This window comes from Pseudomonas sp. PS01298, from assembly GCF_029959745.1.
Lineage (GTDB): Bacteria > Pseudomonadota > Gammaproteobacteria > Pseudomonadales > Pseudomonadaceae > Aquipseudomonas > Aquipseudomonas aylmerensis.
Map to the genome: position 1 here is coordinate 1 of NZ_JASCPP010000100.1, position 24,804 is coordinate 24,804.

At 60.8% G+C, this 24,804-nt stretch carries 26 protein-coding genes; 14 read left to right on the forward strand and 12 right to left on the reverse strand.

What is annotated here, in order from left to right:
* Positions 1 to 415 precede the first annotated feature (415 nt).
* The 3 genes from QMX97_RS25640 to QMX97_RS25650 all read left to right on the forward strand — a co-directional run bounded on the left by QMX97_RS25640 (position 416) and on the right by QMX97_RS25650 (position 2,549).
* Positions 416 to 1,537, forward strand: a complete 1,122-nt coding sequence (locus QMX97_RS25640) for a beta-ketoacyl-ACP synthase III (RefSeq protein ID WP_065909636.1) — start codon at positions 416 to 418, stop codon at positions 1,535 to 1,537.
* A gap of 158 nt (positions 1,538 to 1,695) precedes the next feature.
* Entirely contained in the window at positions 1,696 to 2,310 is a 615-nt protein-coding gene (locus QMX97_RS25645) for an RNA polymerase sigma factor (protein ID WP_065909639.1), read from the forward strand.
* Positions 2,304 to 2,549 carry a zf-HC2 domain-containing protein gene (locus tag QMX97_RS25650; protein ID WP_065909641.1) on the forward strand — a complete coding sequence of 82 codons (246 nt, stop codon included), beginning with the start codon at positions 2,304 to 2,306 and terminating at the stop codon, positions 2,547 to 2,549. The genes QMX97_RS25645 and QMX97_RS25650 overlap by 7 nt, the downstream gene beginning before the upstream one ends.
* 106 nt (positions 2,550 to 2,655) lie before the next feature.
* Here QMX97_RS25650 and QMX97_RS25655 read toward each other — a convergent pair whose 3' ends face one another.
* Positions 2,656 to 4,002 carry a putative porin gene (locus QMX97_RS25655; RefSeq protein ID WP_065909643.1) on the reverse strand — a complete coding sequence of 449 codons (1,347 nt, stop codon included), beginning with the start codon at positions 4,000 to 4,002 and terminating at the stop codon, positions 2,656 to 2,658.
* A 283-nt stretch (positions 4,003 to 4,285) separates the two neighbouring features.
* Here QMX97_RS25655 and QMX97_RS25660 point away from each other — a divergent pair, with 283 nt between their 5' ends.
* A complete protein-coding gene (locus tag QMX97_RS25660) occupies positions 4,286 to 5,410 on the forward strand; it encodes a GNAT family N-acetyltransferase (RefSeq protein WP_282397832.1) in 1,125 nt (374 codons plus the stop codon).
* 10 nt (positions 5,411 to 5,420) lie between these two features.
* Here the strand turns inward: QMX97_RS25660 and aqpZ are convergent, their stop codons facing one another.
* The 5 genes from aqpZ to QMX97_RS25685 form a co-directional block, all read right to left on the reverse strand.
* Positions 5,421 to 6,122, reverse strand: a complete 702-nt coding sequence (gene aqpZ, locus QMX97_RS25665) for an aquaporin Z (protein ID WP_282397833.1) — start codon at positions 6,120 to 6,122, stop codon at positions 5,421 to 5,423.
* 274 nt (positions 6,123 to 6,396) lie between these two features.
* Positions 6,397 to 8,229: an ABC transporter ATP-binding protein gene (locus QMX97_RS25670; protein WP_065909647.1), complete on the reverse strand. Its 1,833-nt coding sequence runs from the start codon at positions 8,227 to 8,229 to the stop codon at positions 6,397 to 6,399.
* Positions 8,230 to 8,311: 82 nt separating this feature from the next.
* Positions 8,312 to 8,875, reverse strand: a complete 564-nt coding sequence (locus tag QMX97_RS25675; RefSeq protein WP_065909649.1) for a peptidylprolyl isomerase — start codon at positions 8,873 to 8,875, stop codon at positions 8,312 to 8,314.
* 3 nt (positions 8,876 to 8,878) lie between these two features.
* A complete protein-coding gene (locus QMX97_RS25680; protein ID WP_213553478.1) occupies positions 8,879 to 9,682 on the reverse strand; it encodes an alpha/beta hydrolase in 804 nt (267 codons plus the stop codon).
* Positions 9,683 to 9,696: 14 nt separating this feature from the next.
* Positions 9,697 to 10,620 carry a LysR family transcriptional regulator gene (locus QMX97_RS25685; RefSeq protein WP_065909653.1) on the reverse strand — a complete coding sequence of 308 codons (924 nt, stop codon included), beginning with the start codon at positions 10,618 to 10,620 and terminating at the stop codon, positions 9,697 to 9,699.
* Between the two features lie 49 nt (positions 10,621 to 10,669).
* Between QMX97_RS25685 and QMX97_RS25690 the strand changes: the two genes are divergently transcribed.
* From QMX97_RS25690 to QMX97_RS25700, 3 genes are all read left to right on the forward strand, one after another.
* Positions 10,670 to 10,984, forward strand: a complete 315-nt coding sequence (locus QMX97_RS25690; RefSeq protein WP_120449401.1) for a 3-phosphoglycerate kinase — start codon at positions 10,670 to 10,672, stop codon at positions 10,982 to 10,984.
* A 148-nt stretch (positions 10,985 to 11,132) separates the two neighbouring features.
* Positions 11,133 to 11,732: an FMN-dependent NADH-azoreductase gene (locus QMX97_RS25695; RefSeq protein WP_120449399.1), complete on the forward strand. Its 600-nt coding sequence runs from the start codon at positions 11,133 to 11,135 to the stop codon at positions 11,730 to 11,732.
* 202 nt (positions 11,733 to 11,934) lie between these two features.
* Positions 11,935 to 12,804, forward strand: coding sequence for a carboxylate/amino acid/amine transporter (locus QMX97_RS25700; protein ID WP_282397834.1), 870 nt, complete (start codon positions 11,935 to 11,937; stop codon positions 12,802 to 12,804).
* Here the strand turns inward: QMX97_RS25700 and QMX97_RS25705 are convergent.
* On the reverse strand, positions 12,801 to 14,099 hold the full coding sequence (locus QMX97_RS25705; RefSeq protein ID WP_106802997.1) for a mechanosensitive ion channel family protein: 1,299 nt from the start codon (positions 14,097 to 14,099) through the stop codon (positions 12,801 to 12,803). The genes QMX97_RS25700 and QMX97_RS25705 overlap by 4 nt on opposite strands.
* Before the next feature lie 193 nt (positions 14,100 to 14,292).
* On the opposite strand from QMX97_RS25705, the gene QMX97_RS25710 reads away from it, so the two are divergent.
* On the forward strand, positions 14,293 to 15,639 hold the full coding sequence (locus QMX97_RS25710) for a DEAD/DEAH box helicase (protein ID WP_065909664.1): 1,347 nt from the start codon (positions 14,293 to 14,295) through the stop codon (positions 15,637 to 15,639).
* Positions 15,640 to 15,688: 49 nt separating this feature from the next.
* On the opposite strand, the gene QMX97_RS25715 is transcribed toward QMX97_RS25710, so the two are convergent.
* Entirely contained in the window at positions 15,689 to 15,964 is a 276-nt protein-coding gene (locus tag QMX97_RS25715) for a hypothetical protein (protein ID WP_065909667.1), read from the reverse strand.
* A gap of 153 nt (positions 15,965 to 16,117) precedes the next feature.
* Between QMX97_RS25715 and QMX97_RS25720 the strand changes: the two genes are divergently transcribed.
* Positions 16,118 to 16,507 carry a hypothetical protein gene (locus QMX97_RS25720; protein WP_017134854.1) on the forward strand — a complete coding sequence of 130 codons (390 nt, stop codon included), beginning with the start codon at positions 16,118 to 16,120 and terminating at the stop codon, positions 16,505 to 16,507.
* A 458-nt stretch (positions 16,508 to 16,965) separates the two neighbouring features.
* On the opposite strand, the gene QMX97_RS25725 is transcribed toward QMX97_RS25720, so the two are convergent.
* The 3 genes from QMX97_RS25725 to QMX97_RS25735 form a co-directional block, all read right to left on the reverse strand.
* Positions 16,966 to 17,832 carry a DUF6279 family lipoprotein gene (locus tag QMX97_RS25725; protein ID WP_282397835.1) on the reverse strand — a complete coding sequence of 289 codons (867 nt, stop codon included), beginning with the start codon at positions 17,830 to 17,832 and terminating at the stop codon, positions 16,966 to 16,968.
* A 66-nt stretch (positions 17,833 to 17,898) separates the two neighbouring features.
* Positions 17,899 to 18,621 (reverse strand): TorF family putative porin, encoded by a 723-nt coding sequence (locus tag QMX97_RS25730; protein WP_065909672.1) that lies wholly within the window; start codon positions 18,619 to 18,621, stop codon positions 17,899 to 17,901.
* Positions 18,622 to 18,828: 207 nt separating this feature from the next.
* Positions 18,829 to 19,008, reverse strand: a complete 180-nt coding sequence (locus QMX97_RS25735) for a hypothetical protein (protein WP_003193095.1) — start codon at positions 19,006 to 19,008, stop codon at positions 18,829 to 18,831.
* 322 nt (positions 19,009 to 19,330) lie between these two features.
* Here QMX97_RS25735 and QMX97_RS25740 point away from each other — a divergent pair, with 322 nt between their 5' ends.
* The 3 genes from QMX97_RS25740 (at position 19,331) to QMX97_RS25750 (ending at position 22,318) form a co-directional block, all read left to right on the forward strand.
* Positions 19,331 to 20,167: a S1-like domain-containing RNA-binding protein gene (locus QMX97_RS25740; RefSeq protein WP_034099624.1), complete on the forward strand. Its 837-nt coding sequence runs from the start codon at positions 19,331 to 19,333 to the stop codon at positions 20,165 to 20,167.
* A gap of 113 nt (positions 20,168 to 20,280) precedes the next feature.
* Complete coding sequence (locus tag QMX97_RS25745) at positions 20,281 to 20,679, forward strand: DUF2177 family protein (protein WP_282397836.1); 399 nt, start codon at positions 20,281 to 20,283, stop codon at positions 20,677 to 20,679.
* A gap of 196 nt (positions 20,680 to 20,875) precedes the next feature.
* Positions 20,876 to 22,318: an NCS1 family nucleobase:cation symporter-1 gene (locus QMX97_RS25750; protein WP_065909676.1), complete on the forward strand. Its 1,443-nt coding sequence runs from the start codon at positions 20,876 to 20,878 to the stop codon at positions 22,316 to 22,318.
* Here QMX97_RS25750 and QMX97_RS25755 read toward each other — a convergent pair.
* On the reverse strand, positions 22,230 to 23,438 hold the full coding sequence (locus QMX97_RS25755; RefSeq protein WP_120449391.1) for an MFS transporter: 1,209 nt from the start codon (positions 23,436 to 23,438) through the stop codon (positions 22,230 to 22,232). The two genes, QMX97_RS25750 and QMX97_RS25755, sit on opposite strands and share 89 nt — an antisense overlap.
* Before the next feature lie 103 nt (positions 23,439 to 23,541).
* Between QMX97_RS25755 and QMX97_RS25760 the strand changes: the two genes are divergently transcribed.
* A complete protein-coding gene (locus QMX97_RS25760) occupies positions 23,542 to 24,435 on the forward strand; it encodes a LysR family transcriptional regulator (protein WP_282397837.1) in 894 nt (297 codons plus the stop codon).
* Between the two features lie 142 nt (positions 24,436 to 24,577).
* On the forward strand, positions 24,578 to 24,700 hold the full coding sequence (locus QMX97_RS25765; RefSeq protein ID WP_003193089.1) for a PA1414 family protein: 123 nt from the start codon (positions 24,578 to 24,580) through the stop codon (positions 24,698 to 24,700).
* The last annotated feature ends 104 nt before the right edge of the window (positions 24,701 to 24,804 follow it).

The following is a 24,804-nucleotide window of genomic DNA, read 5'->3' on the forward strand; positions in this document are numbered from 1 at the left end:
GCGTTGGGCTGCGAAGCAGCCCTAAAACCAGCTCACCGGATCTATCTGGCAGACCGAGGAGGTTGGACTGGGGCTGCTGCGCAGCCCAACGCAGGGCAAGCCTGCTCACCACAAAAAGTCTGCTTGCCACCACAGGCTCGCCAGCCACAACAAGGCCGCTCATCACGACAAGCCTGCTTGCCACAGGGCCAACACCACTGCACAGCAGGTTTATCGGGCACATGGCGCCAAATCCCGGGGTTTGTGGCAAACTTCGCGGTTATAAATGCCGGGATCGTCGGGATGGGCTGGCGTACAGCCACGGCGCGATGGAATAAAGCGTTGCCAGTTTGATGCCGCTGGACGGAATCGAACGACTTACAGTTTGGTACGACGGTACCAATATCTTCTGCCTGACAGATTTAGAGGAACGACCGTGCATAACGTCGTCATCAGCGGCACTGGCCTGTATACCCCGGCCAACAGCATCTCCAACGAAGAGCTGGTGCAGTCTTTCAATACCTACGTGCAGCAGTTCAACGCCGACAACGCCGCCGCCATCGAGCGTGGTGACGTTCAGCCGCTGACCGAATCCAGCGCCGCCTTTATCGAAAAAGCCTCGGGCATCAAGAGCCGCTTTGTCATGGACAAGGACGGCATTCTCGACCCGCAGCGCATGGCCCCGCGTCTGCCCGAGCGCAGCAATGACGAGTGGTCGGTGCTTTGCCAGATGGCCGTCGGCGCTGCCGAACAGGCCCTGCAGCGCGCCGGCAAGACCGCCGCCGACATCGACGGCGTGATCGTCGCCTGCTCCAACCTGCAGCGCGCCTATCCGGCCATTGCCATCGAAGTCCAGGAAGCCCTGGGCATCGAAGGGTTCGGTTTCGACATGAACGTGGCGTGTTCCTCGGCGACCTTTGGCATCCAGAACGCCGCCAACAGCATTCAGCTGGGCCAGGCGCGGGCGATCCTGATGGTCAACCCGGAGGTCTGCACCGGCCACCTGAACTTCCGTGACCGCGACAGCCACTTCATCTTCGGCGACGCCGCCACCGCGGTGATCCTCGAGCGTGCCGACCTGGCCACCTCCGAGCACCAGTTCGACGTAGTCAGCACCAAGCTGCTGACCAAGTTCTCGAACAACATCCGCAACAACTTCGGCTTCCTCAACCGCGCGGCGGAAGAGGGCATCGGCGCGCCCGACAAGCTGTTCGTGCAGGAAGGCCGCAAAGTGTTCCGCGATGTCTGCCCGATGGTCGCCGAGCTGATCGGTGTGCACCTGGAAGAAAACCAGTTGAACGTGGCAGACGTGAAGCGCTTCTGGCTGCACCAGGCCAACCTGAGCATGAACCACCTGATTGTGAAGAAACTGCTGGGCCGCGAAGCGTCGGTGGAAGAAGCGCCGGTGATCCTCGATACTTACGCCAACACCAGCTCGGCCGGCTCGGTGATTGCGTTCCACACCTACCAGGACGACTTGCCCAAGGGTGCCGTCGCGGTACTCAGTTCGTTTGGCGCAGGCTATTCGATCGGTAGCGTGATCCTGCGCAAGCGCTGATCTACCGGGGTAACGCCGTCCCTGTAGGCGACGGCTTGCCAGCGATCGCATCAGCGCGGTGCGACTGAATCACCCAGGTGCCTGCATCGCTGGCAAGCCAGCTCCTACCAGGGCTGGTTGCTGCATTAGCGGGCTTGCACAGTGGAATCGAGGTAGACATGGCAGCAGCGGACGACGCGCACCTGCTTGAACGTTTGCTCAAGGGTGAGCAGCGGGCCTACAAGGAATTGGTCACCACCTATCAAAGCGCGATGCGCGCGGTGGCCTATGCCATTGTCGGGCAGCGCCATGCCGATGAGGTGGTGCAGGACGCCTGGCTGTCGGTGGTACGCAACCTGGCCCGGTTCGAGGGGCGCTCCAGCCTCAAGACCTGGCTGCTGACCATCACGGCCAACGCCGCCAAGGGTCGCTATAAGCAGAATCGCCGGGAAGTGCTGCTCGACGACCTGCCTTCGCCCCATGGCACCATTGGCGACGACCGTTTCACCCCCGATGATGGCCACTGGGCCGTCGCGCCCTACGCCTGGCACCAGGACACCCCGGAAGCGCTGCTGACCGAGGATGAACTGCGCAAGTGCCTGGAGCATACGTTGCTGAACCTGTCTGATTTGCAAAGCAGCGTGCTGGTATTGCGCGAACGCCAGGGCCTGGAGTTGGAAGAGATCTGTAATCTTCTGACACTCTCGCTCTCCAATGTCCGTGTGCTGTTGCATCGAGCACGGCTTAAAGTCTTCGCCACGGTGGAGCATTTTGAGGAAACGGGCGAATGTTGACCTGTAAAGAGCAAGTGGCGCGGTCCAGTGACTATCTCGATGGGCAATTGACCTTTCGCGAGCGTCTGCTGGTGCGTCATCACTTGATGTTCTGCCCGAACTGCCGACGGTTCATCCGTCAGATGCGCCTGATGCAGGCGACGCTGAAGATCATGCCGCAAGCGCCGGTAAAGGATGTGGATGCCTTGGCGCAGCGCCTGGCTGACGAGCGACTCAAGGATCAGAAAGGCGGGGAATAGGCAGGCTCGCGTGGGGGGGCGAACGGATGATGGGGATCTCCCCGCCCACGCAAGACTGTTACAACCACCTCGGGCCGTCCTGGCCCAAGGCGTTCAACGCTGACACTTAGAACTTGGCTTCTGCATCCAGCTGCAGGGTGTTGGCGTTCGCGTCGCGGTAGCCCGGGGCGCTGGCGTAATCGGCCTTGGTCAGGAAGTACGTGGCGCCGATGGCGAAGTTCTTGTCGATGTCGTAGCCGACCTTGAACTTGTGACCGCGCGCACCGGTGAAGCCGCCGGCGAAGTCGGAGTCGGTGAAGGCGCCGACCACTGCATAGCGCTGTACGTCGCGGTAGTTGTAGTCCAGGTTGAAGCCGAACACCTTGGACTTGGCACCCAGCAACCAGGCAGTGTCCTGATCTTTTTGAGTGGCTTCGTTGTTCTTCACGTATTGACCGTAGAACGACAACGGTACGGCCAGGCCGCCGATATCGACTTGGCTGAAGCCTTCATACAAACGGTACTCGCTGGCATTGCCGGCTGCGGTGTTGGCAATGGTTTCGGCCGGCGTCAGGCATTGAGTCGAGCCAGCGGTGGGGCAGCGGCTGTCCTGGTCGTTCTGAAAGGCGTAGACGCTGCCACCCAGGGTGACTTTCAGGTTGTCGGTGAGGGAGAAACGCGAGCCCAACTGGCCGGCCGTCATGCGCAGGTCATTGCGAAATTGCACGCCTTCGCCGTTGACGTTGTCCTTGAGGGTGTAGTTACCCAGGCTGCCGAACAGCTCGGCGCTGGTGCCCAATGGGTATTTGTAGGTCACCGCCAGGCCTTCCGGGTTGACATCGCTGTCCCAGATCACGTCGCCCATGCTGACCCAGGGTTGCAGCATCTTGCCGCCAATCACGTGCAGGTTCTTGATCTGGTCCGGGTGATAGTCGATGTAGCCGAGGTCCAGCCACAGCGACTTCTTGTTGAAGTAGCTGTCCAGGTCCTGGTTGGTGGAGCGCGCGTCTTCGCTGTTGCCGGTGGCGATACGGATACCGGTGTCGACCTGCGAGTTGATTTCGGTATAGGCGCCCAGGCGGGCACGGATGCGCTGGCGGTCCTTGTCCTTGCCACCGTTGTTGGGGGTGCCGTCGATCTTGACGGTTTCCTGGCGGAAACGCACATCACCCTTGAGCTGAGTCTTGGCGGCCCAGGCTAGCTTCTGGTCGAACACGCTGAGGTCGTTGGTTTTTTTCGCGGTGGCCGCGATCTGTTCGTTGGTCTCTTGTTGAGCTTGCTGTGCGATCTGCTTTTCTTTCTGATCCTTGGCCAGTTCCGCTTGCAGCTCGGTGTACTGCGCCGCAGTGATCTGGCCATTGGCCTTGAGCATGTCGAGCAATTTAGCGTCGACTGCAGCGCTGGCCGGAACGCTCAGGGCCAGTAACAGGCCGCCGCACAGGACCGCCGCAGTTTTAGTGGAAGCAAGACGCATATCAATCTCCGAAAGTGAGGAGGGATGGCAAACCATCCAGGACACAACCGACCGATGACGGACGGAAAAATAACCACCTGTTAGAACCAGGCGCTCTAAAAACAGGCGTCAGTATCACGATCGTTTATGACGCAACAGTGGCGAAGTGATGTCATCTAGATGACAAATTATTTAAGAACGGAACTATCGGTTTAGAGCCTTGTCCGGCGATTTGAGGGTGTGCTGGGCTCGGCGATAAGCGATACTCGCGAGGCTTTCACGCCATGACGTAGTGAGGATGCCGATGCCGTTGCAACGCCTGGACAGCCTGTCCGAAATCGCCCCGCAGGTTTGGGATGCACTGGTGCCGCAGGCCCAACCTTTCGTGCGACACGCCTTCCTCAGCGCGCTGGAAGACAGCGCCAGCCTGGGCCCGCAATCGGGCTGGCAACCGGAGCACTTGTTGCACTGGGAGGGCGATCGGCTGGTGGCGGCCTTGCCCAGTTATCGCAAGTGGCATTCCTATGGCGAGTACGTGTTCGACCACGGCTGGGCGGATGCCTGTGAGCGGGCGGGCATCGACTATTACCCCAAGCTGCTGACGGCCGTGCCGTTCAGTCCGGTCAGCGGGCCGCGCCTGCTGGCGGCCAATGCCGAGGACGGGTTTGAACTGCTCAACAGCCTGCCGGGCTATCTGGAAATCGAGGGCCTCTCCAGCGCCCATATCAACTTCACCGACGCGTTGGCCGATGATGCGCTGGCCCGCCAACCCGGCTGGTTGCAGCGCCTGGGGTGCCAGTTTCACTGGCAGAACCGTGGCTACCGCGACTTCCAGGATTTCCTCGACGCGCTCAGTTCGCGCAAGCGCAAACAGATGCGCAAAGAACGCGAACAGGTGGCGGGGCAGGGCATCGATTTCGAGTGGCTGCAAGGCCATGAGCTGAGCGAAGCGCAATGGGATTTTGTCTACGCCTGCTACGCCAATACCTACGCGGTACGCCGCCAATCGCCCTACCTGACCCGCGCGTTTTTCAGCCTGCTGGCCGAACGGATGCCCGAGGCGATCCGAGTGGTGCTGGCCAAGCAAGGTAGTCGCCCGGTCGCCATGGCGTTCAGCCTGATCGGTGGCGACAGCTTCTACGGCCGCTACTGGGGCTGCCTGGCCGAGTTTGATCGACTGCATTTCGAAACCTGTTTCTACCAGGGCATGGACTACGCCATTGCCCACGGCCTGCAACGCTTCGACGCCGGCGCCCAGGGCGAGCACAAGCTGATTCGCGGGTTCGAGCCGGTGATTACCCGCTCATGGCACTACTTGCGTCATCCGGGGTTGAAGAATGCGGTCGAGGACTTCCTGGCACGCGAACAGGTGGGAATCCTGGCGTATGCCGAAGAAGCAAGGTCAGCCCTGCCGTATCGGCAGGGCTGACCGGTTTGCCTTAAGCCGGGCCCTCCTTGCCCAGCCATCGATAGGCCCCGCCGGCTATCGCCGCACCCAGCAATGGCGCGAGCCAGAACATCCACAACTGCTGGATCGCCCACCCGCCCACGATCAGCGCCGGACCCGTACTGCGGGCCGGGTTGACCGAGGTGTTGGTCACGGGGATGGAGATCAGGTGGATCAAGGTCAAGGCCAGGCCAATGGCGATGGGCGCGAGGCCCTTGGGCGCGCGGTGGTCGGTGGCGCCGAGGATGATCAGCAGGAACATGGCTGTCATCACCAGCTCACAGACAAACCCCGCTGCCATTGAATAGCCGCCCGGCGAGTGCTCGCCATAGCCATTGGAGGCCAGGCCCGACGCGAGTTCAAACCCCGGTTTGCCGCTGGCAATGAAATACAGCAAGGCGGCGGCGAGTGTGCCGCCAATGACTTGAGCCACGATGTACGCCGGTAACTCCCTGGCCGGAAATCTTCCGCCCACGACCAGCCCCACCGAGACCGCCGGGTTGAGGTGACAACCACTGATGTGCCCGATGGCGACTGCCATGGTCAGCACCGTGAGCCCGAACGCCAGGGCCACCCCCAACAATCCGATCCCGACTGCAGGAAACGCTGCGGCCAACACCGCACTCCCGCAACCGCCCAACACCAGCCAAAACGTACCCAACCCCTCTGTGACTGAACGCTTGAACAAAGACATGCAACCCGTCCTTGATAGATCGCTCTACCCAATCCGTAAATCAGTGATGCTCCCTGCAGATTTACTTCAGCGCCCGTCTGGGCACTGCTCTGAAGTACAGCACGGATACGGCACAAATCCAGGCGCAAAAAAAGCGCCAGCCCTTTGAAACAAAGGGCTGGCGCCGTTTTAACCTGGAGTCGGCTTGCCGGTGATGGCGCCCTCAAACACCTCGGTGATCTTTTGGGCCTCATCGCCGGCAAGCCGGCTCCTACGGGGAGTTAGCGGTGTTGTCTCAGTCGATGCCGACAAAACCGCCGGTCTGGTGCTGCCACAACCGCGCATACAAGCCGCCATGGGCCAGCAGTTCGGCATGGCTGCCACTTTCGGCAATCTGGCCTTTCTCCAGCACCACCAGGCGGTCCATGCGCGCGATGGTCGACAACCGGTGCGCAATCGCAATCACCGTCTTGCCCTGCATCAGGGTCTCCAGGCTTTCCTGGATCGCCGCTTCCACTTCCGAGTCGAGCGCTGAGGTGGCTTCGTCCATGATCAGAATCGGCGCATCCTTGAGCAACACGCGCGCAATCGCAATGCGCTGGCGTTGTCCGCCCGAGAGCTTGACCCCGCGCTCACCCACATGTGCATCCAGCCCGGTGCGGCCTTCGGAGTCGGACAGCAGCGGGATGAATTCATCGGCCCGCGCCTTGCGCACGGCGGCCCAGAGTTCTTCATCGGTGGCGTCCGGCTTGCCATACCGCAGGTTGTCGCGGATCGAGCGGTGCAGCAGCGAGGTGTCCTGGGTGATCATGCCGATCTGTTCGCGCAGGGTTTCCTGGGCCACCTCGGCGATGTCCTGGCCATCGATCAGGATGCGCCCGCCTTGCAGGTCGTACAGGCGCAGCAGCAAGTTGACCAGTGTCGATTTGCCCGCGCCGGAAGGGCCGATCAAGCCGATTTTCTCCCCGGCCTTGATGGTCAGGTTCAGGCCGCCAATGATCCCGCTCTTCTTGCCGTAGTGAAAATCCACCTGCTCGAAGCGCACTTCGCCGTGCGGCACGCTCAGGCGCGGGGCCTGGTCACGGTCGATTACGGCGAGCGGTTGGGCGATGGTCTTCAGGCCGTCCTGCACCATGCCGATGTTTTCGAAAATACCGTTGACCACCCACATGATCCAACCGGACATGTTGACGATCCGAATCACCAGGCCGGTGGCCAGGGCGATGGCGCCCACGGAGATCAGCGACTGCGTCCACAGCCACAGGGCCAGGCCGGTGGTGGTGACGATCAGCAGGCCGTTCATGGTGGTGATCACCACGTCCATGCTGGTGACCACGCGGCTGGCCAGCTGGGTTTTTTCGGTCTGCTCGATGATCGCTTCCTTGGCGTATTCCTGCTCGTATTGAGTGTGCGCGAACAGCTTCAAGGTGGTGATGTTGGTGTAGCCGTCGACGATGCGGCCCATCAGCTTGGAACGCGCCTCGGACGAGATCACCGAGCGTTCCTTCACCCGTGGCACGAAGTAGCGCAGCGCCAGGCTGTAGCCGATGATCCAGGTCACCAGCGGGATCATCAGGCGCCAGTCGGCCTCGGCAAACAGCACCAGGGAGCTGATGGCGTAGATCGCCACGTGCCAGATCGCATCGACCGCCGCCACGGCGGAGTCGCGCAGGGAATTGCCGGTCTGCATGATGCGCTGGGCGATGCGCCCGGCGAAGTCGTTCTGGAAGAAATTCAGGCTCTGCTTGAGCACATAGCTATGGTTCTGCCAGCGAATCAGGCTGGTCATGCCCGGGCTGATGGTCTGGTGGACCAGCAGGTCATGCAGCGCGCCGAAGATCGGGCGCAGCAGCAGGGCGACCACGGCCATCCAGATCAGCTCGGTGCTGTGCAGCTGGAAGAAGTTCGCCGGCGGCGTGCCTTGGGCCAGGTCGATGATGCGGCTCAGGTAGCTGAACAGCGCGACTTCGATCAGCGCACCGATCAGGCCCACCACCAGCAATGCGGCAAAACTCGGCCACACCTGGCGCAGGTAGTAGAGATAGAAGGGCAGGACTTTATCGGGAGGGGCGGCGCTGGGCGCGTCGCGGAAAATATCGATCAGCTTTTCAAAACGACGATAGAGCATTAGGTTGACGCCCGCCTGGCGGGCTCTCCTGTTCAAATGCGCGCGCCGCCTCGTGGGCCGCGCGCGGAACTACCTGCAGACCTCAGTCGATGCGCTTGGCCGACTTGATCAGGACAGGATCGATTGGCACGTTCTGCATGCCTTGTTTGGTGGTGGTCTGCGAGTTGACGATGATGTCGACCACGTCCATGCCCTTGACCACTTTGGCGAATACGGCGTAACCGGCATCGCGGCCCGGGTCGAGGAAGGCATTGTCGGCCACGTTGATGAAGAACTGGCTGGTGGCCGAGTTCGGGTCATTGGTACGCGCCATGGACAAGGTGCCACGCACGTTATGCAGGCCGTTGCTGGCTTCGTTCTTGATCGGGGCTTCGGTCGGCTTCTGCGACATCGACTGGGTAAAGCCGCCACCCTGGACCATGAAGCCCGGGATCACACGGTGGAAAATCGTGTTGGTGTAGAAGCCCTTGTCGACATAGGCCAGGAAGTTCTTGGTACTGATCGGCGCCTTGACCGGGTCCAGTTCGATTTCAATCTCGCCGTTGGTGGTGGTGATCAGCACGTGAGGTGCCTTGGCGGGCTCGGCGGCCATCAGGTTGGCAGCGAACAGAACGGAACCGGCAAAGAAGGCGATTTTTTTCAGCATGGGTCAGTGATCCTGGGTAGTGGTTTCGACTGTCTCTAGAAAATCGAGCAGGGTGGTATTAAAGACTTCGGGTTGATCCAAGGGCGTGGCATGGCGTGAATCTTCGATCACCACCAGCCGCGCATCGGGCAGCAGTTTTACATAGTTTTCTTTGTGCGCCACGGGGGTGTAGTCGTGGTCGGCGCTGATGACCAGGGTTGGACAGGTAATTCTCGAAAGTCGTTCCTGTACGCCCCAGCCCACAATCGCATCGAAGCTGGCGAGATAAGCACGTTTGTCGTTTTTTGCCCAGCGTTCGGCCATCTTGCGCCGCAGGTCGGCCTGTTCCGGCTTGGGGAACAACCGGTCGCCGAGGGCCTTGCCGATGGTCGCGAGGCTGAGCACCCGGGCGAGCGTCCAGCGCTTGGCCCACCACCCGTATTCCTGGAGACTGCGCACCTTGACCTCGGGCGCGCTGTTGACGATGCACAGGCTCTTGACCCGTGCGGGCTCGTCCACCGCGAGTTGAAACGCGATCATGCCACCCATGGACAGTCCCACCACGTGCGCGGCGGGCAGGTCCAGATGCTCGATGAGCGCGAGCAGGTCGTTGGTGAAGCCCTGGATGCTGTAGCGCTCGCGGGGTTTGTCCGAACGGCCGTGGCCACGTACATCCACCACGATCAGCCGATAGTGACGGGCCAGCACCGGGACCTGCAGCTCCCAATCCTGGCTGCTGGAGCCCAGGCCGTGGATCAGGATCAGCGGGCTGCCGCGACCGTATTGCGCGTAGTGCAGGTTGCATCCTTCATGTTCGAACCAGGCCATGGGTGAACTCCGTTTCAGGCTTGCTGGGGGGCCGCGAACGGTGCGTCCAGCGGCGCAGTGTCAAAGGTGCGCAGCAGTTCCACGAGGATCTGCGTGGCCGGGCCCAAGGGTTTGTCTTTGTTCGAGTAGAGGTAGAACGTCGGGTTGCGGCTCCCGCCCTTTTCCAGGGGCAGTTGCTTGAGCAGGCCCTCCTTGAGCTCGCGCTCGATCAGGTGGCGGGGCAACCAGGCAAAGCCCAGGCCGCTGCTGACGAACGTGGCGGCGGTGGCCAGGCTGCCGACGGTCCAGCGCTGTTCGGCGCCGAGCCAACCCACATCACGCGGTTGCTGGCGGCCGGAGTCGCGGATCACCACCTGCATCTGGCTTTCGAGGTCCTGGAAGCTGAGTTCGCGGTTGAGCCGATGCAGGGGGTGATCGGGGTGAGCCACGGCGATGAATTCCACGTCGCTCATTTCCGTGCCCAGGTAACCCGGGATGATGAACCCACTGATGGCCAGGTCGGCCATGCCATCGAGCAACAGTTCTTCAACGCCCGACAGCACCTCTTCGCGCAATCGCACGCGGCAACCGCGACTCTGCGGCATAAAGGCGGTGAGGGCACGGACCAGGCGCGCGTTGGGGTAGGCAGCGTCCACCACCAGGCGGACCTCGGCCTCCCAGCCCTGTTCCATGTGGTGGGCGAGGTCTTCCAATTGGCTGGCGTTTTTCACCAGTTGCCGGGAGCGGCGCAACAGCACTTCTCCGGCGTCGGTGAGCACCGCCTTGCGCCCATCGATGCGCAGCAAGGGCACGCCGAGCTGGTCTTGCATGCGGGCCACGGTGTAGCTCACCGAGGACTGCGAACGGTGCAGCGCTTCAGCCGCCTGGGCGAAGCCGCCGTGGTCGACCACGGCTTGCAGCGTGCGCCATTGATCGAGGGTAACGCGGGGCGCTTTCAAGATGGGCTCCTCTTGTCCTAAGCTGACAGTCCTTATTGGAGACTGCCGAATGAGAAAATTCTGTTGCGTGTTGCTGGCACTGCTGCCGATGACCGCGTTTGCCTACCCCATCGACGTGACTAAAAAGATCAGTGGGGTACAAATCGATTACACCGCTTCCGATGTGGACGGCGACATCAGCTCGATCCAGCTCAATAACTACGGCACCCAGGATGCCGTGTGTTCGGTAACCTTCACCAACGGTCCGGAGTCTCCACGTCGCCGTACGGTGACGGTGCCCGCCGGCAAAAGCACCAACACCACGGTCAAGTTCAACCGCGCCATCATCAAGATGCGAATCGCCTTGGACTGTGCGCCGAAATAAAGCAGCAGAGCAGGTCGACAGGAACACTGCACATATAAACAAATTTATAGATGGGTTATAGCAGTTTTTTGCGCTTTTTAATCGAATGAGCCCTGGTTAACCTTTTCTCCATCGCCTTACAGCATTTACAGATGGAGCCTACGAAGCCATGTCCAATGTTCTGATCATCGAAAGCAGCGCTCGCCAGCAGGATTCGATTTCCCGCCAACTGACCCGCCAGTTCATCAGCCAATGGCAGGCCGCCCATCCGGTAGACCAGATCACCGTGCGCGACGTGGCCCTCAACCCGGTTCCGCACCTGGACGCCAACCTGCTCGGCGGCTGGATGAAGCCTGCCGAGCAGCGCAACGACGATGAGCAGGTGTCGCTCGACCGCTCCGATGAATTGACCCACGAATTACTCGCCGCCGATGTGCTGGTGATGGCTGCGCCGATGTACAACTTCGCCATCCCAAGCACCCTCAAGGCCTGGCTGGACCACGTGTTGCGCGCCGGTGTGACCTTCAAGTACACCGCTACCGGGCCGCAGGGTTTGCTCACCGGCAAGCGCGCGATAGTGTTGACCGCTCGCGGCGGCATCCACACCGGCGCCAGCTCCGATCACCAGGAACCGTACCTGCGCCAGGTCATGGCGTTTATCGGGATTCACGACGTGACCTTCATCCACGCCGAAGGAGTGAACCTGAGCGGGGACTTCCAGGAAAAGGGCATCAACCACGCCAAGGCCTTGTTGGCACAGGTGGCCTGATCCGTTAATCGCCAGATAATCGCGCGGTGTTTATCTAGTGCCACGCAAACCCTTCAAGTACGCGTAACGAACCTCCCTTTGCACTTTTGCTCCTGAGTGCTCCTGCCCGACTGACGCTTTAGCGAGGTCGGGTTTTTTTTGCCTCGAGTTTCGTCAATCGCCGAAAACCTTTAATGTCCCGCCCATTCGAAACGAGGCGCGCATGGGCTATCTACTGGTTGTCACCCTGATTCAGGCTTTTTCCTTCAGCTTGATCGGCGAATACCTCGCCGGTCACGTCGACAGCTACTTCGCGGTGCTGGTGCGCGTGGTGCTGGCCGGGCTGGTGTTTATCCCACTGACCCGCTGGCGCTCGGTGGGGCCGGCCTTCATGCGCGGCATGCTGCTGATCGGCGCCTTGCAGTTTGGCGTGACCTACGTGTGCCTGTACCTGAGCTTTCGCGTGCTGACGGTGCCGGAGGTGCTGCTGTTCACCATCCTTACGCCGCTGCATGTGACCCTGATCGAAGACGCCCTCAACCGCCGCTTCAATCCCTGGGCGCTGATCGCCGCGCTGGTCGCGGTAGCGGGCGCGGCGGTGATTCGTTTCGACCAGATCACCCCGCACTTCCTCATGGGTTTTTTGCTGCTGCAATTGGCCAACTTCACCTACGCCGCCGGGCAGGTGATGTACAAGCACCTGGTGGCGCGTTACCCGAGCGATCTGCCGCACTACCGACGTTTCGGTTATTTCTACGTGGGGGCGCTGCTGGTAGTGCTGCCGGCATTCCTGCTGTTCGGCAAAGCCGACTTCCTGCCCGACGCGCCGCTGCAGTGGGGCGTGCTGGTGTTCCTCGGGTTGGTCAGCACTGCGCTGGGCATGTACTGGTGGAACAAGGGCGCCTGCCTGGTGCAGGGCGGCACCCTGGCGGTGATGAACAACCTCCACGTGCCGGTGGGCCTGCTGCTGAATTTGCTGATCTGGAACCAGCATGAGCCGCTGGGACGGCTGGCGTTGGGCGGGCTGGTGATCGTGGGGGCGGTGTGGATCAGTCGGTTGGGCGTAAAGCCGCCCAACCATTCGGTGGTTTAAATCGCGCGACTTTCCGGGGCCGGCAAATGGCTGGCCCCCAGCACCGCCGGCAACATCCCCGCGCGCAAATCACTGCCACTCGGCTGTTGATACAGGCTCAAGCCAAACTCCGGCAGCACGGCCAGCAGGTAATCGAAGATATCCCCCTGGATCCGCTCGTAATCCGCCCACGCGGTGGTGCGGGTAAAGCAGTAGATCTCCAGCGGCACGCCCTGGGCGGTGGTCTGCATCTGGCGAACCATGCAGGTCATGTTCGGCTGGATGTCCGGGTGGCTTTTCAGATAGGCCAGGGCGTAGGCGCGAAAGGTGCCGAGGTTGGTCATGCGGCGGCGGTTGGCCGACAGTTGCGCGCTGTTGCCCTGGGCTTCGTTCCAGGCCTTGAGTTCAGCCTGCTTGCGCCCGATGTAGTCGGTGAGCAGGTGCACCTGGGTCATGCGCAGTTCTTCATCGTCACGCAGGAAACGCACGCCGCTGGCGTCGATAAACAAACTGCGCTTGATCCGCCGCCCGCCGGAAGCCTGCATGCCGCGCCAGTTCTTGAACGACTCGGACATCAGGCGCCAGGTGGGAATCGAGACGATGGTCTTGTCGAAGTTCTGCACCTTGACCGTGTGCAGGGTGATATCCACCACGTCACCGTCGGCGCCGACCTGGGGCATTTCGATCCAGTCCCCGACGCGCAGCATGTCGTTGCTGGTCAGCTGCACGCTGGCGACGAACGACAGCAGCGTGTCCTTGTACACCAACAGGATCACCGCCGACATCGCACCCAGGCCCGACAGCAGCAACAACGGCGAGCGGTCGATCAGGGTGGCGACGATGATGATTGCGCCGAACACGAACAGCACCATTTTCGCCAGTTGCACGTAGCCCTTGATCGAGCGGGTGCGGGCGTGTTCGGTGCGCGCGTAGATGTCCAGCAGTGCACTGAGCAGCGCGCTGATCGCCAGCACCATGAACAGGATGGTCAGCGCCAGGGCCACGTTGCCGATGAACAGGATGGCGGTCTTGCTCAGGTCCGGCACCAGGTACAGGCCGAACTGGATCACCAGCGACGGCGTCATCTGCGCCAGGCGGTGAAAGACTTTGTTGTGCCGCAGGTCGTTGAGCCAGTGCAGCGCCGGCTGCCGGCCGAGCAATTTGACGGCGTGGAGGATGAGGTAGCGCGCCACCCGTCCGAGCAGCAGCGCCACTACCAGCAACACCAGCAAGCCCAGGCTGGCGTGCAGCAGCGGGTGTTGATCGAGGGCGCCCCAGAGGTCCTGGGCGTTGAGCCAGAGCTGTTTGATATCCATGGGTGAAACCGATTCTTCTGTAAGACAAGACGAGGCGATTAGAGCATTTAAGTGCAACAAAGTTGATGTTCCGGACAAATGCCCTGACAAAAAAGCAGCTGATTAGCACCGTTCGCGTAAAGACACTCGGTTTGGACGCCCGAAACCGGTACCCTATGCAGCTGATTTTTTGTATTTCTTCGAGGTAGCACCCGTGTTTTCCCAATTCGCCCTGCACGAACGCCTGCTCAAAGCCGTGGCCGAGCTTAAATTTGTCGAGCCTACGCCTGTGCAAGCAGCGGCCATCCCGCTCGCGCTCGAAGGGCGTGACCTGCGGGTGACGGCTCAAACCGGGAGTGGCAAGACCGCCGCTTTCGTCCTGCCGATTCTTCACCGTCTGATCGGCCCGGCCAAAGTCCGCGTCAGCATCAAGACCCTGATCCTGCTGCCGACCCGCGAGCTGGCCCAGCAGACCTTGAAGGAAGTGGAACGCTTCTCGCAGTTCACCTTCATCAAGTCCGGCCTGATCACCGGTGGCGAAGACTTCAAGGTCCAGGCCGCCATGCTGCGCAAGGTGCCGGACATCCTGATCGGCACCCCGGGCCGCATGATCGAGCAACTGAATGCCGGCAACCTCGACCTCAAGGAAGTCGAAGTGCTGGTACTCGACGAAGCCGACCGCATGCTCGACATGGGCTTTGCCGACGACGTGCAGCGTCTGGTCGGCGAATGCGTCAACCGCCAGCAGACCATGCTGTTCTCCGCGACCACCGGCGGTTCGACCCTGCGCGACATGGTCGCCAAGGTGCTGAACAATCCTGAGCATCTGCAAGTCAACAACGTCAGCGACCTGAACGCGACCACGCGCCAGCAGATCGTCACCGCCGACCACAATGTGCACAAAGAGCAGATTCTCAACTGGCTGCTGGCCAACGAGACCTACCAGAAAGCCATTGTGTTCACCAACACCCGTGCGGCGGCCGACCGTATCTACGGTCGCCTGGTGGCCCAGGATTACAAAGCGTTCGTGCTGCACGGCGAAAAAGACCAGAAAGACCGCAAGCTGGCCATCGACCGCCTGAAGGCCGGTGGCGTGAAGATCCTGGTTGCCACCGATGTCGCCGCTCGCGGCCTGGACGTGGACGGCCTGGACATGGTCATCAACTTCGACATGCCCCGCAGTGGCGACGAGTACGTGCACCGTATTGGCCGTACCGGGCGTGCCGGCAACGATGGCCTGGCGATCTCGCTGATCTGCCATGGCGACTGGAACCTGATGTCGAGCATCGAGCGCTACCTCAAGCAGTCGTTCGAGCGCCGTACCATCAAGGAAGTCAAAGGCACCTACACCGGGCCGAAGAAGGTCAAGGCGTCGGGCAAGGCCGTGGGCGTGAAGAAGAAAAAGACCGACGCCAAGGGCGACAAGAAAAAGGCCGGTGCCAAGTCGCCGACCAAGCGCAAGATTGCCAACCGCCCGAAGACCGACAACCTGTCGTTGGTCAGCAAGGACGGCATGGCACCCCTCAAGCGCCGCAAGCCAGAAGCACCGGCTGCTGAGTGATTCAGGGCTGATATGAAAAAACCGGACAATGTCCGGTTTTTTTATGCCTTCAGTTTTTCGCCTTGGCGGCGGCTTCCTTCAATTCTTTCAAGCGGGCGTCGATCAGCTGGCACTTGTCGGGGAACTCCGCGCTTTCCGTGTCCAGGTTCATTTTTTGCAATTCATCATTCATTTCCTTGGCCTTGGTCGGGTTCTGCTCGGTGAGCTTGGCCACTTCCTGGGCGAGTTGCTCGCGCTTGGCGGTGGCCTCTTCGGGCGTGCAGGCCCAGGCGGGCAGGGCGGTCAGGAGCGTGGCGGCGATGGCCAGGTTCATCAGGGTTTTCATGGGAGACCTCCTTGGCGGTTATGCTCAGTTGAGGGGGCGAACGTCTGGAAAGTTCAGAGAAATCACGCCCGTCCGGTCGGCTGAACGGCGAGTGGCGTGGCGTGTCACACCTTTAGACGGGCTACTTTCCTTAGGCCTGCAGGAGGAATCAGGATGACGACTTACAACTGGGATTTGATCGAACGTCTGCTGCATGAAGTGCAGAACGGCGAAGGCAGCTTTGCCCCGCGCAAATATGCCGAGCAGGAAGCCGCCGAGAAGGCCACGGCGGGCGAATCCACGGGCAATCTGGATGCGCTGAAAAAGACCGCTGCCGATTACGAAGCGCTGCTGTTCAAGCGAGGGTTTATTGAGTCGCGGCCTGAGGAGGAGGGCGGCAATGGTGAGAATTTCATCCTGACCGCGCTCGGCGCGCAACTGCTGGCGCTGATCGACAGCTCGATACCCGGCAATGATCACCCGCGCCAGGTGCTCGATGAGCAAGCGGATGCGCTGGACCCGGCAACGTTTGCCGAGGTGGCTTCGAAGGCCCAGATTGCCTGAGCGGCCAACGTGCGGATTTGTCCTCGAAAGAGGTGTGTCAGTCGACATTTCAGTGACTGACACGTCCCCTTCGCGGGCAAGCCCGCTCCCACATTTTTGATCGCGCTTTCGAGTTGGGATCTGGTTCGTTTCGCCAACATTCGCGCTGGCGATACAACTCGGTTTAGCCTTGAAATACATCCCGAATGTGGGAGCGGGCTTGCCCGCGAATACGGTGTGTCAGTCAACGAAGATGCTGGCTGATCCACCGCCTTCGCGAGCAAACCCACTCCCACATTTTTGATCGCGGTGAAGCCGGGGGGGGGGGCCGCGTGGCTGAAATAGCCGGGCCTTGCACAGCAGGCGTGGACAACGCCTCTTTCCCTGTGGGAGCGGGCTTGCCCGCGAATACGGTGTGTCAGTCAACGAAGATGCTGGCTGATCCACCGCCTTCGCGAGCAAAACCCACTGCCACATTTCTAGCTCGCAGCACCCTTCAGGCATTTGAGCGCCTTGAAGTCACTGCGCACACCGTCGATTTTTTGCCTCAGCTTCAGTCGCTGCTGCACGGTGCTCTCAGCCATCAAGTCGACGATCAAACTGCGCGCAGCCGCTTCGGTCTGGGCATAGGCCGTGCGGTATTGCGGGGTCCACAGGCTTTCGCGATCTACCAGCAGTTGCTGCATTTTCTGCGGGAAGTCGGGGCTCTGGCGCTGCTTCACCGCTTCGATAAATTGCGCCTGCCAATGCGCGCGGTTGCCGATCCATTCCTGGTTTTGTTCACCCAGGGCGATGGACCAGGCGGTCACGCGATTCTGCTGGCTGGCACTCAGCGGGCCCATCCAGGCGTCCAGGCGCTTGCTCATGCGTTGGGCGCGTTCTTTGATCTGCTGCTCAAGCGGCGGCTTGAGGTACTCGTCCTGACGCTTGCGCAGGTCTTTGGCCAGCGCATCGTTCATGTCCTTGACCTGTTGGTCGTCCAGCCCCTTGAGCAGTTCGATGGCCGACGGGGTAATCTCGCGGGCGACATCGGCAATGGCCTGTTTGGCTTCGGCGGTACGCGTCTGTAAAGCGGCGTCGGTGACCTGGTTGGTGTCGACCATCTGCTGCAGGCGGTCCAGCCAATCCAGATAGCCCGGCAGTTGCGTGGTGCAGTGCCAGGCCAGGTGTTCCTTGAGTTTGTCGTTGAACCAGCTCTTCTGCCCGGCATTCATGTCCAGGTAGTCGTTGAGGGTCCACGGGATGATGACGTCGAGGTTGCGATAGGCCAGGCCCACGCGATTGCAGCCGGCGAGCACCAGGCTCAGGGTCAGCAATACCACCAGTAGTTTGAGCCGACGCAGCATGGGCGGGTCCTTGCGCTGAGGGGGTTAGTGCATGTGAACCCGCGGCAGGCGCGACAGTTCAGCCCGTCAATAAAACGACCGCGCGGCCTTCAAGGTCAACAGGCCGTCGCATTGCGAGTTGTGTCCGGAGTACGCCGAGCAGTCGCCGCCGCTGAGGCTGGAGTCGCTGTAGATCAGGTTCAGGTCCACGCCCATCCACTGGCGGGAGAACTGCACCGACCAGTCGCTGAACGTGCTGATGGAGCCGCCCTCCACCGAGACCGGGGTGCCCAACTGATGGGTGGTGTATTTCATGCTCACACCGATGCCGAACGGCTGCGTGCCGCCGAGGTCGGCGAACAGCGTGCTGTCCTGGCGGTCCGGATCATTGCTGAACGACGCACCGAAGCGGTTGCCCAGCAGGTTCAGGCCACCGTAGAACTCCTGGCTGTCGAGAGGGCTGAGCTTGGGATAGCTGTAATGGATCAGGCCCACTTCATAACCCAGGGTCTGGTCGAAGGGGTGTTTGAAGCCCATGTACGAGTCGACCTCAAGATTGCTGGTCGAGGACAGTCCCATGTTCGGCGAAAACTGGCCGACATACAGGCCGCTGTCGTGGCTCAGGTCCAGCCCGCCGTGGAACGAGTCGCTGCCGGGAGAAGTCGGTTTGACCAGGCCCTGTGCCATGCTGCGGGTAGGTGTGGTGCCCAGTTTGAGGTCGAAGTCGCCCAATTCGCGCTGGAAGATCTGCGCTTCGGCGAGGGGGCTGGCGGCCAGGGCTGCGACCAGGAAAATGCAGGGTTTGAACATGCTTCACTCCGTGAAAAGCGAGGAGCAGTGACGAAGAAAGTCGGGGAGATGCCCGTGCTAGACGTGTGCAAGCATACCGGCGAATGCCAGGAGCTGAGCCCCGTTCGTCGATTGGCGCGAGATTGAGTGTGTTTAAGAGGGTATTTGCGGCTCTAGTCCTAGCGCCTTGATGGCAAGGCGCTTAGGGACCAGGTGTGTTGCGCGGTGTTACTTTTTACCCAGGCTGATCTGCTTGGACGGGCCGAAAGTCTGGCCGCTGACGCCCTTGGCAATTTGCTGGATTTCGCCACCGGACTTGAGGAAAGCAGCAATCTGGCTGTTGATCGATTCGCTGGTTTCAACGGCGGGAGCTGGCTTTGCTTTGCTGTTGGATGCTTTTACGCGCATGGCGGCCACTAACCTGTAGAAAATTAACTTGGCCAGGCATCGTACAGGAAATACTTGACAATTGCTTGGCAAATATCCCCCGGGAATAAGTCTTGAGGCAGGAAAAGCGCAAACTTGGTTTTTGAATTAAGCCCCTAACTTACTGTTTTAACTGGAAACCAGGGGGCTGTGAGGCGTGACGGGCGCGCCGAAATTCAGCCCAATGATCGGACGAGCGGGGCGGTGCCAGTAGAACGCCACGCACGTCGCGATTTTTCAGGCGCGCGCGCGTGGCGAGCGCAACTCGGGTAGAATGCCGCCCACGCAATGAGGGTATTTGGAAATGGCTTTAGTCGGGCGCTACAACAGCTTGCAAGTGGTTAAACACACGAACTTCGGTTTGTACCTGGACGGTGCGCAAGACGGTGAAATCCTCTTGCCTAATCGGTACATCCCCAAAGATATTCCCAGTGAAGATGAAGACTGGCTTAACGTTTTCATTTATCTGGACAGCGATGACAAACTTATCGCCACGACCGAAAAACCCAAAGTTCAAGTTGGCGAGTTTGCCAGTTTGAAAGTTGTTGAAGTCAACAGTATCGGCGTGTTCCTCGACTGGGGCTTGCCCAAGGATCTGTTGCTGCCGTATTCGGAAGAAAAACGCCAGTTGAGCGCCGGTGAATACTGCGTGGTGCATGTTTATCTCGACAAGCACACCAAGCGCATTACCGCCACCGCGCGGCTTGATCGCTACCTCGACAAGACGCCTGCCAACTACCAGGTGGGCCAGGAAGTCGACCTGCTGGTCGCAGAAGCCACCGACATGGGCTTCAAGGCGATCATCAACAACAAGCATTGGGGCCTGATCCACAAGAACGAAGTGTTCAAGTTCCTGCGCCCGGGCAAGGAAGAGAAAGGCTTTATCAAAGAGATCCGCGCCGATGGCAACATCAGCCTGAGCCTGCAGCCGGTCGGCCAGGAAGCGGCCTCCAGCCTCAACTCCAAGATCCTCGCCAAGTTGCGTGAAAACAACGGCACCCTGCCGGTCAGCGACAAGAGCGACCCGGCGGTGATCAGCAACTTGTTCGGCGTGAGCAAGGGCAACTTCAAGAAAGCCATCGGTGCGCTCTACAAGCAGGGCCAGATCGTGATTCATGCGGATCGCATTGAACTAAGCTGAGTGCGATTTGCTCTCCTGTAGGCGCCGGCTTGCCGGCGATGAGGCCAGTGGCCTTTAAGGTGTTTCCTCACACGCCGTCGCTGGCCACCCAGCGCCTACAGAAGGTCACTTCAATGTCCAAACGATCGCTGTTCGCCTACCTCGGCACGTTGCTCGCGTTTCTCGTCCTTGACGGCCTCTGGCTCGGCGTCCTGATGGGCCCGACCTACAAATCCTTGCTGGGCCCGCTGATGCTTGATCAGCCGCGCCTGTTGCCCGCGGTGCTGTTTTACCTCCTTTATGCCCTTGGTTGTGTCGTCTTCGTGGTCTTGCCCAGCGCCAGCTGGCAACGCGCCGCGCGCCTTGGCGCCTTGCTTGGGCTGGTCGCCTACGGCACCTATGACCTGAGCAATTTGGCCACGCTGCACGGCTGGTCGGCTGCTCTTGCGATCATGGACATGGCGTGGGGCACCTTCCTGACGGCGGCCTGCTGCACCGTGGGATTCCTGTGTGCACATCGAGTGCACCAATGATTGTGTACAGGATTTACGTGCACCGTTACTGAGCGAAACCCAGTCTCTCACCACTGAAAAAGCCCTTTGGAACGCCGTCACACAGGGATTGTGTGCCATTGGCATGTATTCTGCTGAATACCTCGTATACAAATCATGCCGCCTTCCGTATGCACCCGCTACGGTAGCGCAGGCAGGTATTTCGAGGAGCCCAGCGATGACCGAACACTTGCCCAAAGGCTACAGCCCGCGCCTGTACAACCAGGACCTGGGGCCGCTGCCGCAGAAGTGGACCTGGTACAACATTTTTGCCTTTTGGATGAGTGACGTGCACAGCGTCGGCGGCTACGTGTTCGCCGCCAGCCTGTTCGCGTTGGGGCTGGCCAGTTGGCAGGTCTTGATTGCCTTGCTCGCCGGCATCTGCATCGTGCAATTGATCGCCAACCTGGTGGCCAAACCGAGCCAGCAAGCGGCAGTGCCTTATCCGGTGATCTGCCGGCTGGCCTTTGGCGTATTCGGAGCGAATATTCCCGCGGTGATTCGCGGCCTGATCGCCGTGGCCTGGTACGGGATTCAGACGTACCTGGCGTCGAGTGCCTTGATCATCGTGGTGCTGCGCTTTTTCCCACAGATGGCGGTGTATGCAGAGCCGCATTTCGCAGGCTTGTCGTACTTGGGCTGGTTTGGTTTCCTCAGCCTGTGGGTGCTGCAGGCGGCGGTCTTCTGGGCCGGCATGGAGTCGATTCGCCGCTTCATCGACTGGGCCGGTCCGGTGGTCTACGCGGTGATGTTTGCCTTGGCTGGATGGATTGTGTGGAAGGCCGGCTGGGCGAATATCAGCTTCACCCTGGCAGAAAAATCCCTGTCGGGTTGGCAGGCGTTCGGTCAGGTGATCGTGGCGACGGCGCTGGTGGTGTCGTACTTTTCCGGGCCGACCCTGAATTTTGGCGACTTCAGTCGTTACTGCCGCAGCATGCGCGACGTGCGGCGCGGCAACTTCTGGGGGCTGCCGGTGAATTTCCTGGCGTTTTCCCTGGTCACCGTGGTGATCGTCTCGGGCACTTTGCCGGTGTTTGGTGAAATGCTCCATGACCCGATCGCGACGGTTTCGCGCATCGATAACAGCATGGCGGTGTTGCTGGGCGCCTTTGCCTTTGTCACGGCGACCATCGGCATCAATATCGTCGCCAACTTTGTCTCCCCGGCGTTTGACTTCGCCAACGTCGCACCGAGCAAAATCAGCTGGCGCGCCGGCGGGATGATCGCGGCTGTGGCATCGATCTTCATCACCCCCTGGAACCTGTTCAACAACCCGCTGATGATTCACTACACCCTGGACATCCTCGCAGCCTTCATCGGGCCGTTGTTCGGGATTCTGTTGGTGGATTTCTACCTGATCAAAAAGCAGAAGATCGATGTCGATGCGCTGTTCGATGACAGCCCAGGCGGGCGCTATTACTTCGACGGCGGCGTGAATTGGACGGCGGTCAAGGCGCTGGTGCCGGCGACGCTGGTGGGCGTCGCGATCACCTTCACCCCGGCGTTGCAGGGCATGGCCAATTTTGCCTGGTTTACCGGATGCTTCCTGGGTGGGCTGTTTTTCCTGGTGTTGTCGCGGCGCGAACAGGTGCGAGTGCCTGCGCCGATGGTTGCCGGCTGACCAACACCCCGCCCGCTACCAGCAGGCCCGCACCGGCGACTACCAGCGCCGGTTGCAGGCCGCCGCTGAGTTGGCTGCTGACCGACGCCAGCAATGGCCCGCTCAGTTGGCCGATCGCAAAGCTCGCGGTCAACAGCCCGGTGCTGCGCTGGTAGCCGTGGGGGGCGACTTCGCGCAAGCGCGCCATCACCAACTGCATGCACGCCAGGAACGGCCCGCCGCACAGCAGCACGCCCAGCGCCAACCCCCAGCCATTGCCCAGCAGGCAGGCGAACACCCCGGCCGCTTGCAACCACAGGGTCGCCATCAACCAGCGACGGGTGGTGTGCGGGTCCTTGCGGCGCAGGCTCGCGGCGACCACGCCAATCGCCGCGGCCAGGCCAAAGCAGGGCCAGAACAGATCGGCCTGCCAGGCGCCCTTGAATTGCGCGCTGGCCATCTGTGACAGAAACGTCGCCGGAATGATGTAGCCCAGGCCGTACAGCACGTAGATCCAGCACAGGTGCGTGATGCTGCCATTACTGGCCACCTCGGTATGGCTGGAAACGGGCGCGCTGGCGGCGGAAGGCTTGGGCAAGAATGGCAGGATGGCCAGCAGCATCACCAATGCCACCCCGCCATACACCAGCCACAGCGTTGCGGAGTTTTGGCCCAGCAGGTTCGAGCCCAGCGCCAGCAACCCCGTCAGCAGAATCCCCAGCCCCGGCCCGGCAAACACCAGCGCCCCGAGGCGTGGGCGGCCGGCGGCAATCGCCAACGGCTGGCTCAGGCTGGTGATCATCACCAGCGCCCAGGCGCTTGCCACACCCGTGCCGAAACGCAGCAGCAGGTGCGGCCAGAACCCGTGGGCCCAGTACGACGCCAGCGTCAGCAGCACACACAGCCACAGCCCGCCGTACAAGCGACCGCGTACGTGGTGATGGCTGCGCGCGAAGATCGAATCCACCGCGCCGACAAAGTAGCCCAGGTAATTCGCGGCAGCGATCAGTCCGGCGCCGGTCAAGTCGATCTGCCCCTCGCTGAGCAGATGCGGCATTTGCGGAGTGAGGGCGAAGCGGCCGATGCCCATCGCCATCATCAAGGCGACAAAGCTGGCAAGTAAGCGGATCAAAGGGGACATGGTCAGGTTTCCTGCGGGTCAGCGAATACTCTCAGGCTAAAGCGGATTGACTTTCTGTAAAAATGAATAATAGTGAGTAACTTGTTCAGTTTTGGAGAAAGGTATGGAGTTCAGTCAATTGCGCATCTTCCAGGCCGTGGCGGAAGAGGGCTCCATCACGCGGGCGGCTGACCGGTTGCACCGGGTGCCGTCAAACCTGTCTACGCGCCTCAAGCAAATGGAGGAGCAGCTCGGCGTAGAGCTGTTCGTGCGCGAGCGCCAGCGTTTGCAGCTTTCTCCTGCAGGTAAGGTGTTGTTGGACTACAGCACGCGTCTGCTGGCTTTGCACGACGAAGCCCACGGTGCCGTGCAAGGCGGGCAACCGGCGGGTGATTTTGTACTCGGCAGCATGTACAGCACGGCAGCCGTGCATTTGCCGAAGCTGCTCGCGCGTTATCACAAGGCTTACCCGATGGTGAACCTGCAGGTGCAATCGGCGCCCAGTGGCGAGTTGCTTGAAGGTCTGATTACCGGTCGCCTGGATGCTGCATTTGTGGACGGCCCGATCACGATCGCCACGCTGGACGGCGTGGCCTTGTGTGAAGAGCGCCTGGTGCTGATTTGCGAAGCCGACCATCCGCCAGTGCGCGGGCCGCAGGACGTCTCCGGCCGCGCAGTGTTCACCTTCCGACGCAGTTGCGCCTACCGGGCGCGGTTGGAAACCTGGTTTTCCCACGAGCGCGTGGCCATGGGCCGGGCGATTGAGATCGAATCCTATCAAGGCATGCTCGCCTGCGTGATCGCAGGCTCCGGCGTGGCGCTGATGTCTGAATCCATGCTCGACAGCCTGCCGGGCAAGGACAGCGTGTCCGTTCATCCGCTGACAGGGCCTTTCGCCACTGCTACCACTTGGCTGATGTGGCGAAAGGGTATGCTCGGCGCTAACCTCAATGCGTGGATCGACCTGCAGCAAGAGGGCAAGGCCGAGTTCCTGCCGGACACGCGCGCAATCGCTTGAACGATCTGTCAGGATTTTGATCAATCCAGTAATAGTTCGTTGTGGTTTCGTTCAAGCAATACGTAGGACTTCGGGCTACTATCAGTGTAGGAAAGGGCGACAGAACTTGCGCCTACCAGCATTACCCTCAAAGGGGGCAACCATGAAAGAGAAAATCCAGAACTGGCTCCACGACCTCGGTGTTGCACTGGGCTTGATCGAGCCGCCACTGCAGCCGGTGCCGATCCGCACCGACGATGAGCAGCGTCGTCCACGTCGCAGGTAATCTCCGGTCGCAACAGGATTAAAAGTGGGAGCGGGCTTGCTCGCGAATACAGTGTGTCAGTTAAGGTTAATATTGACTGACCCACCGTATTCGCGAGCAAGCCC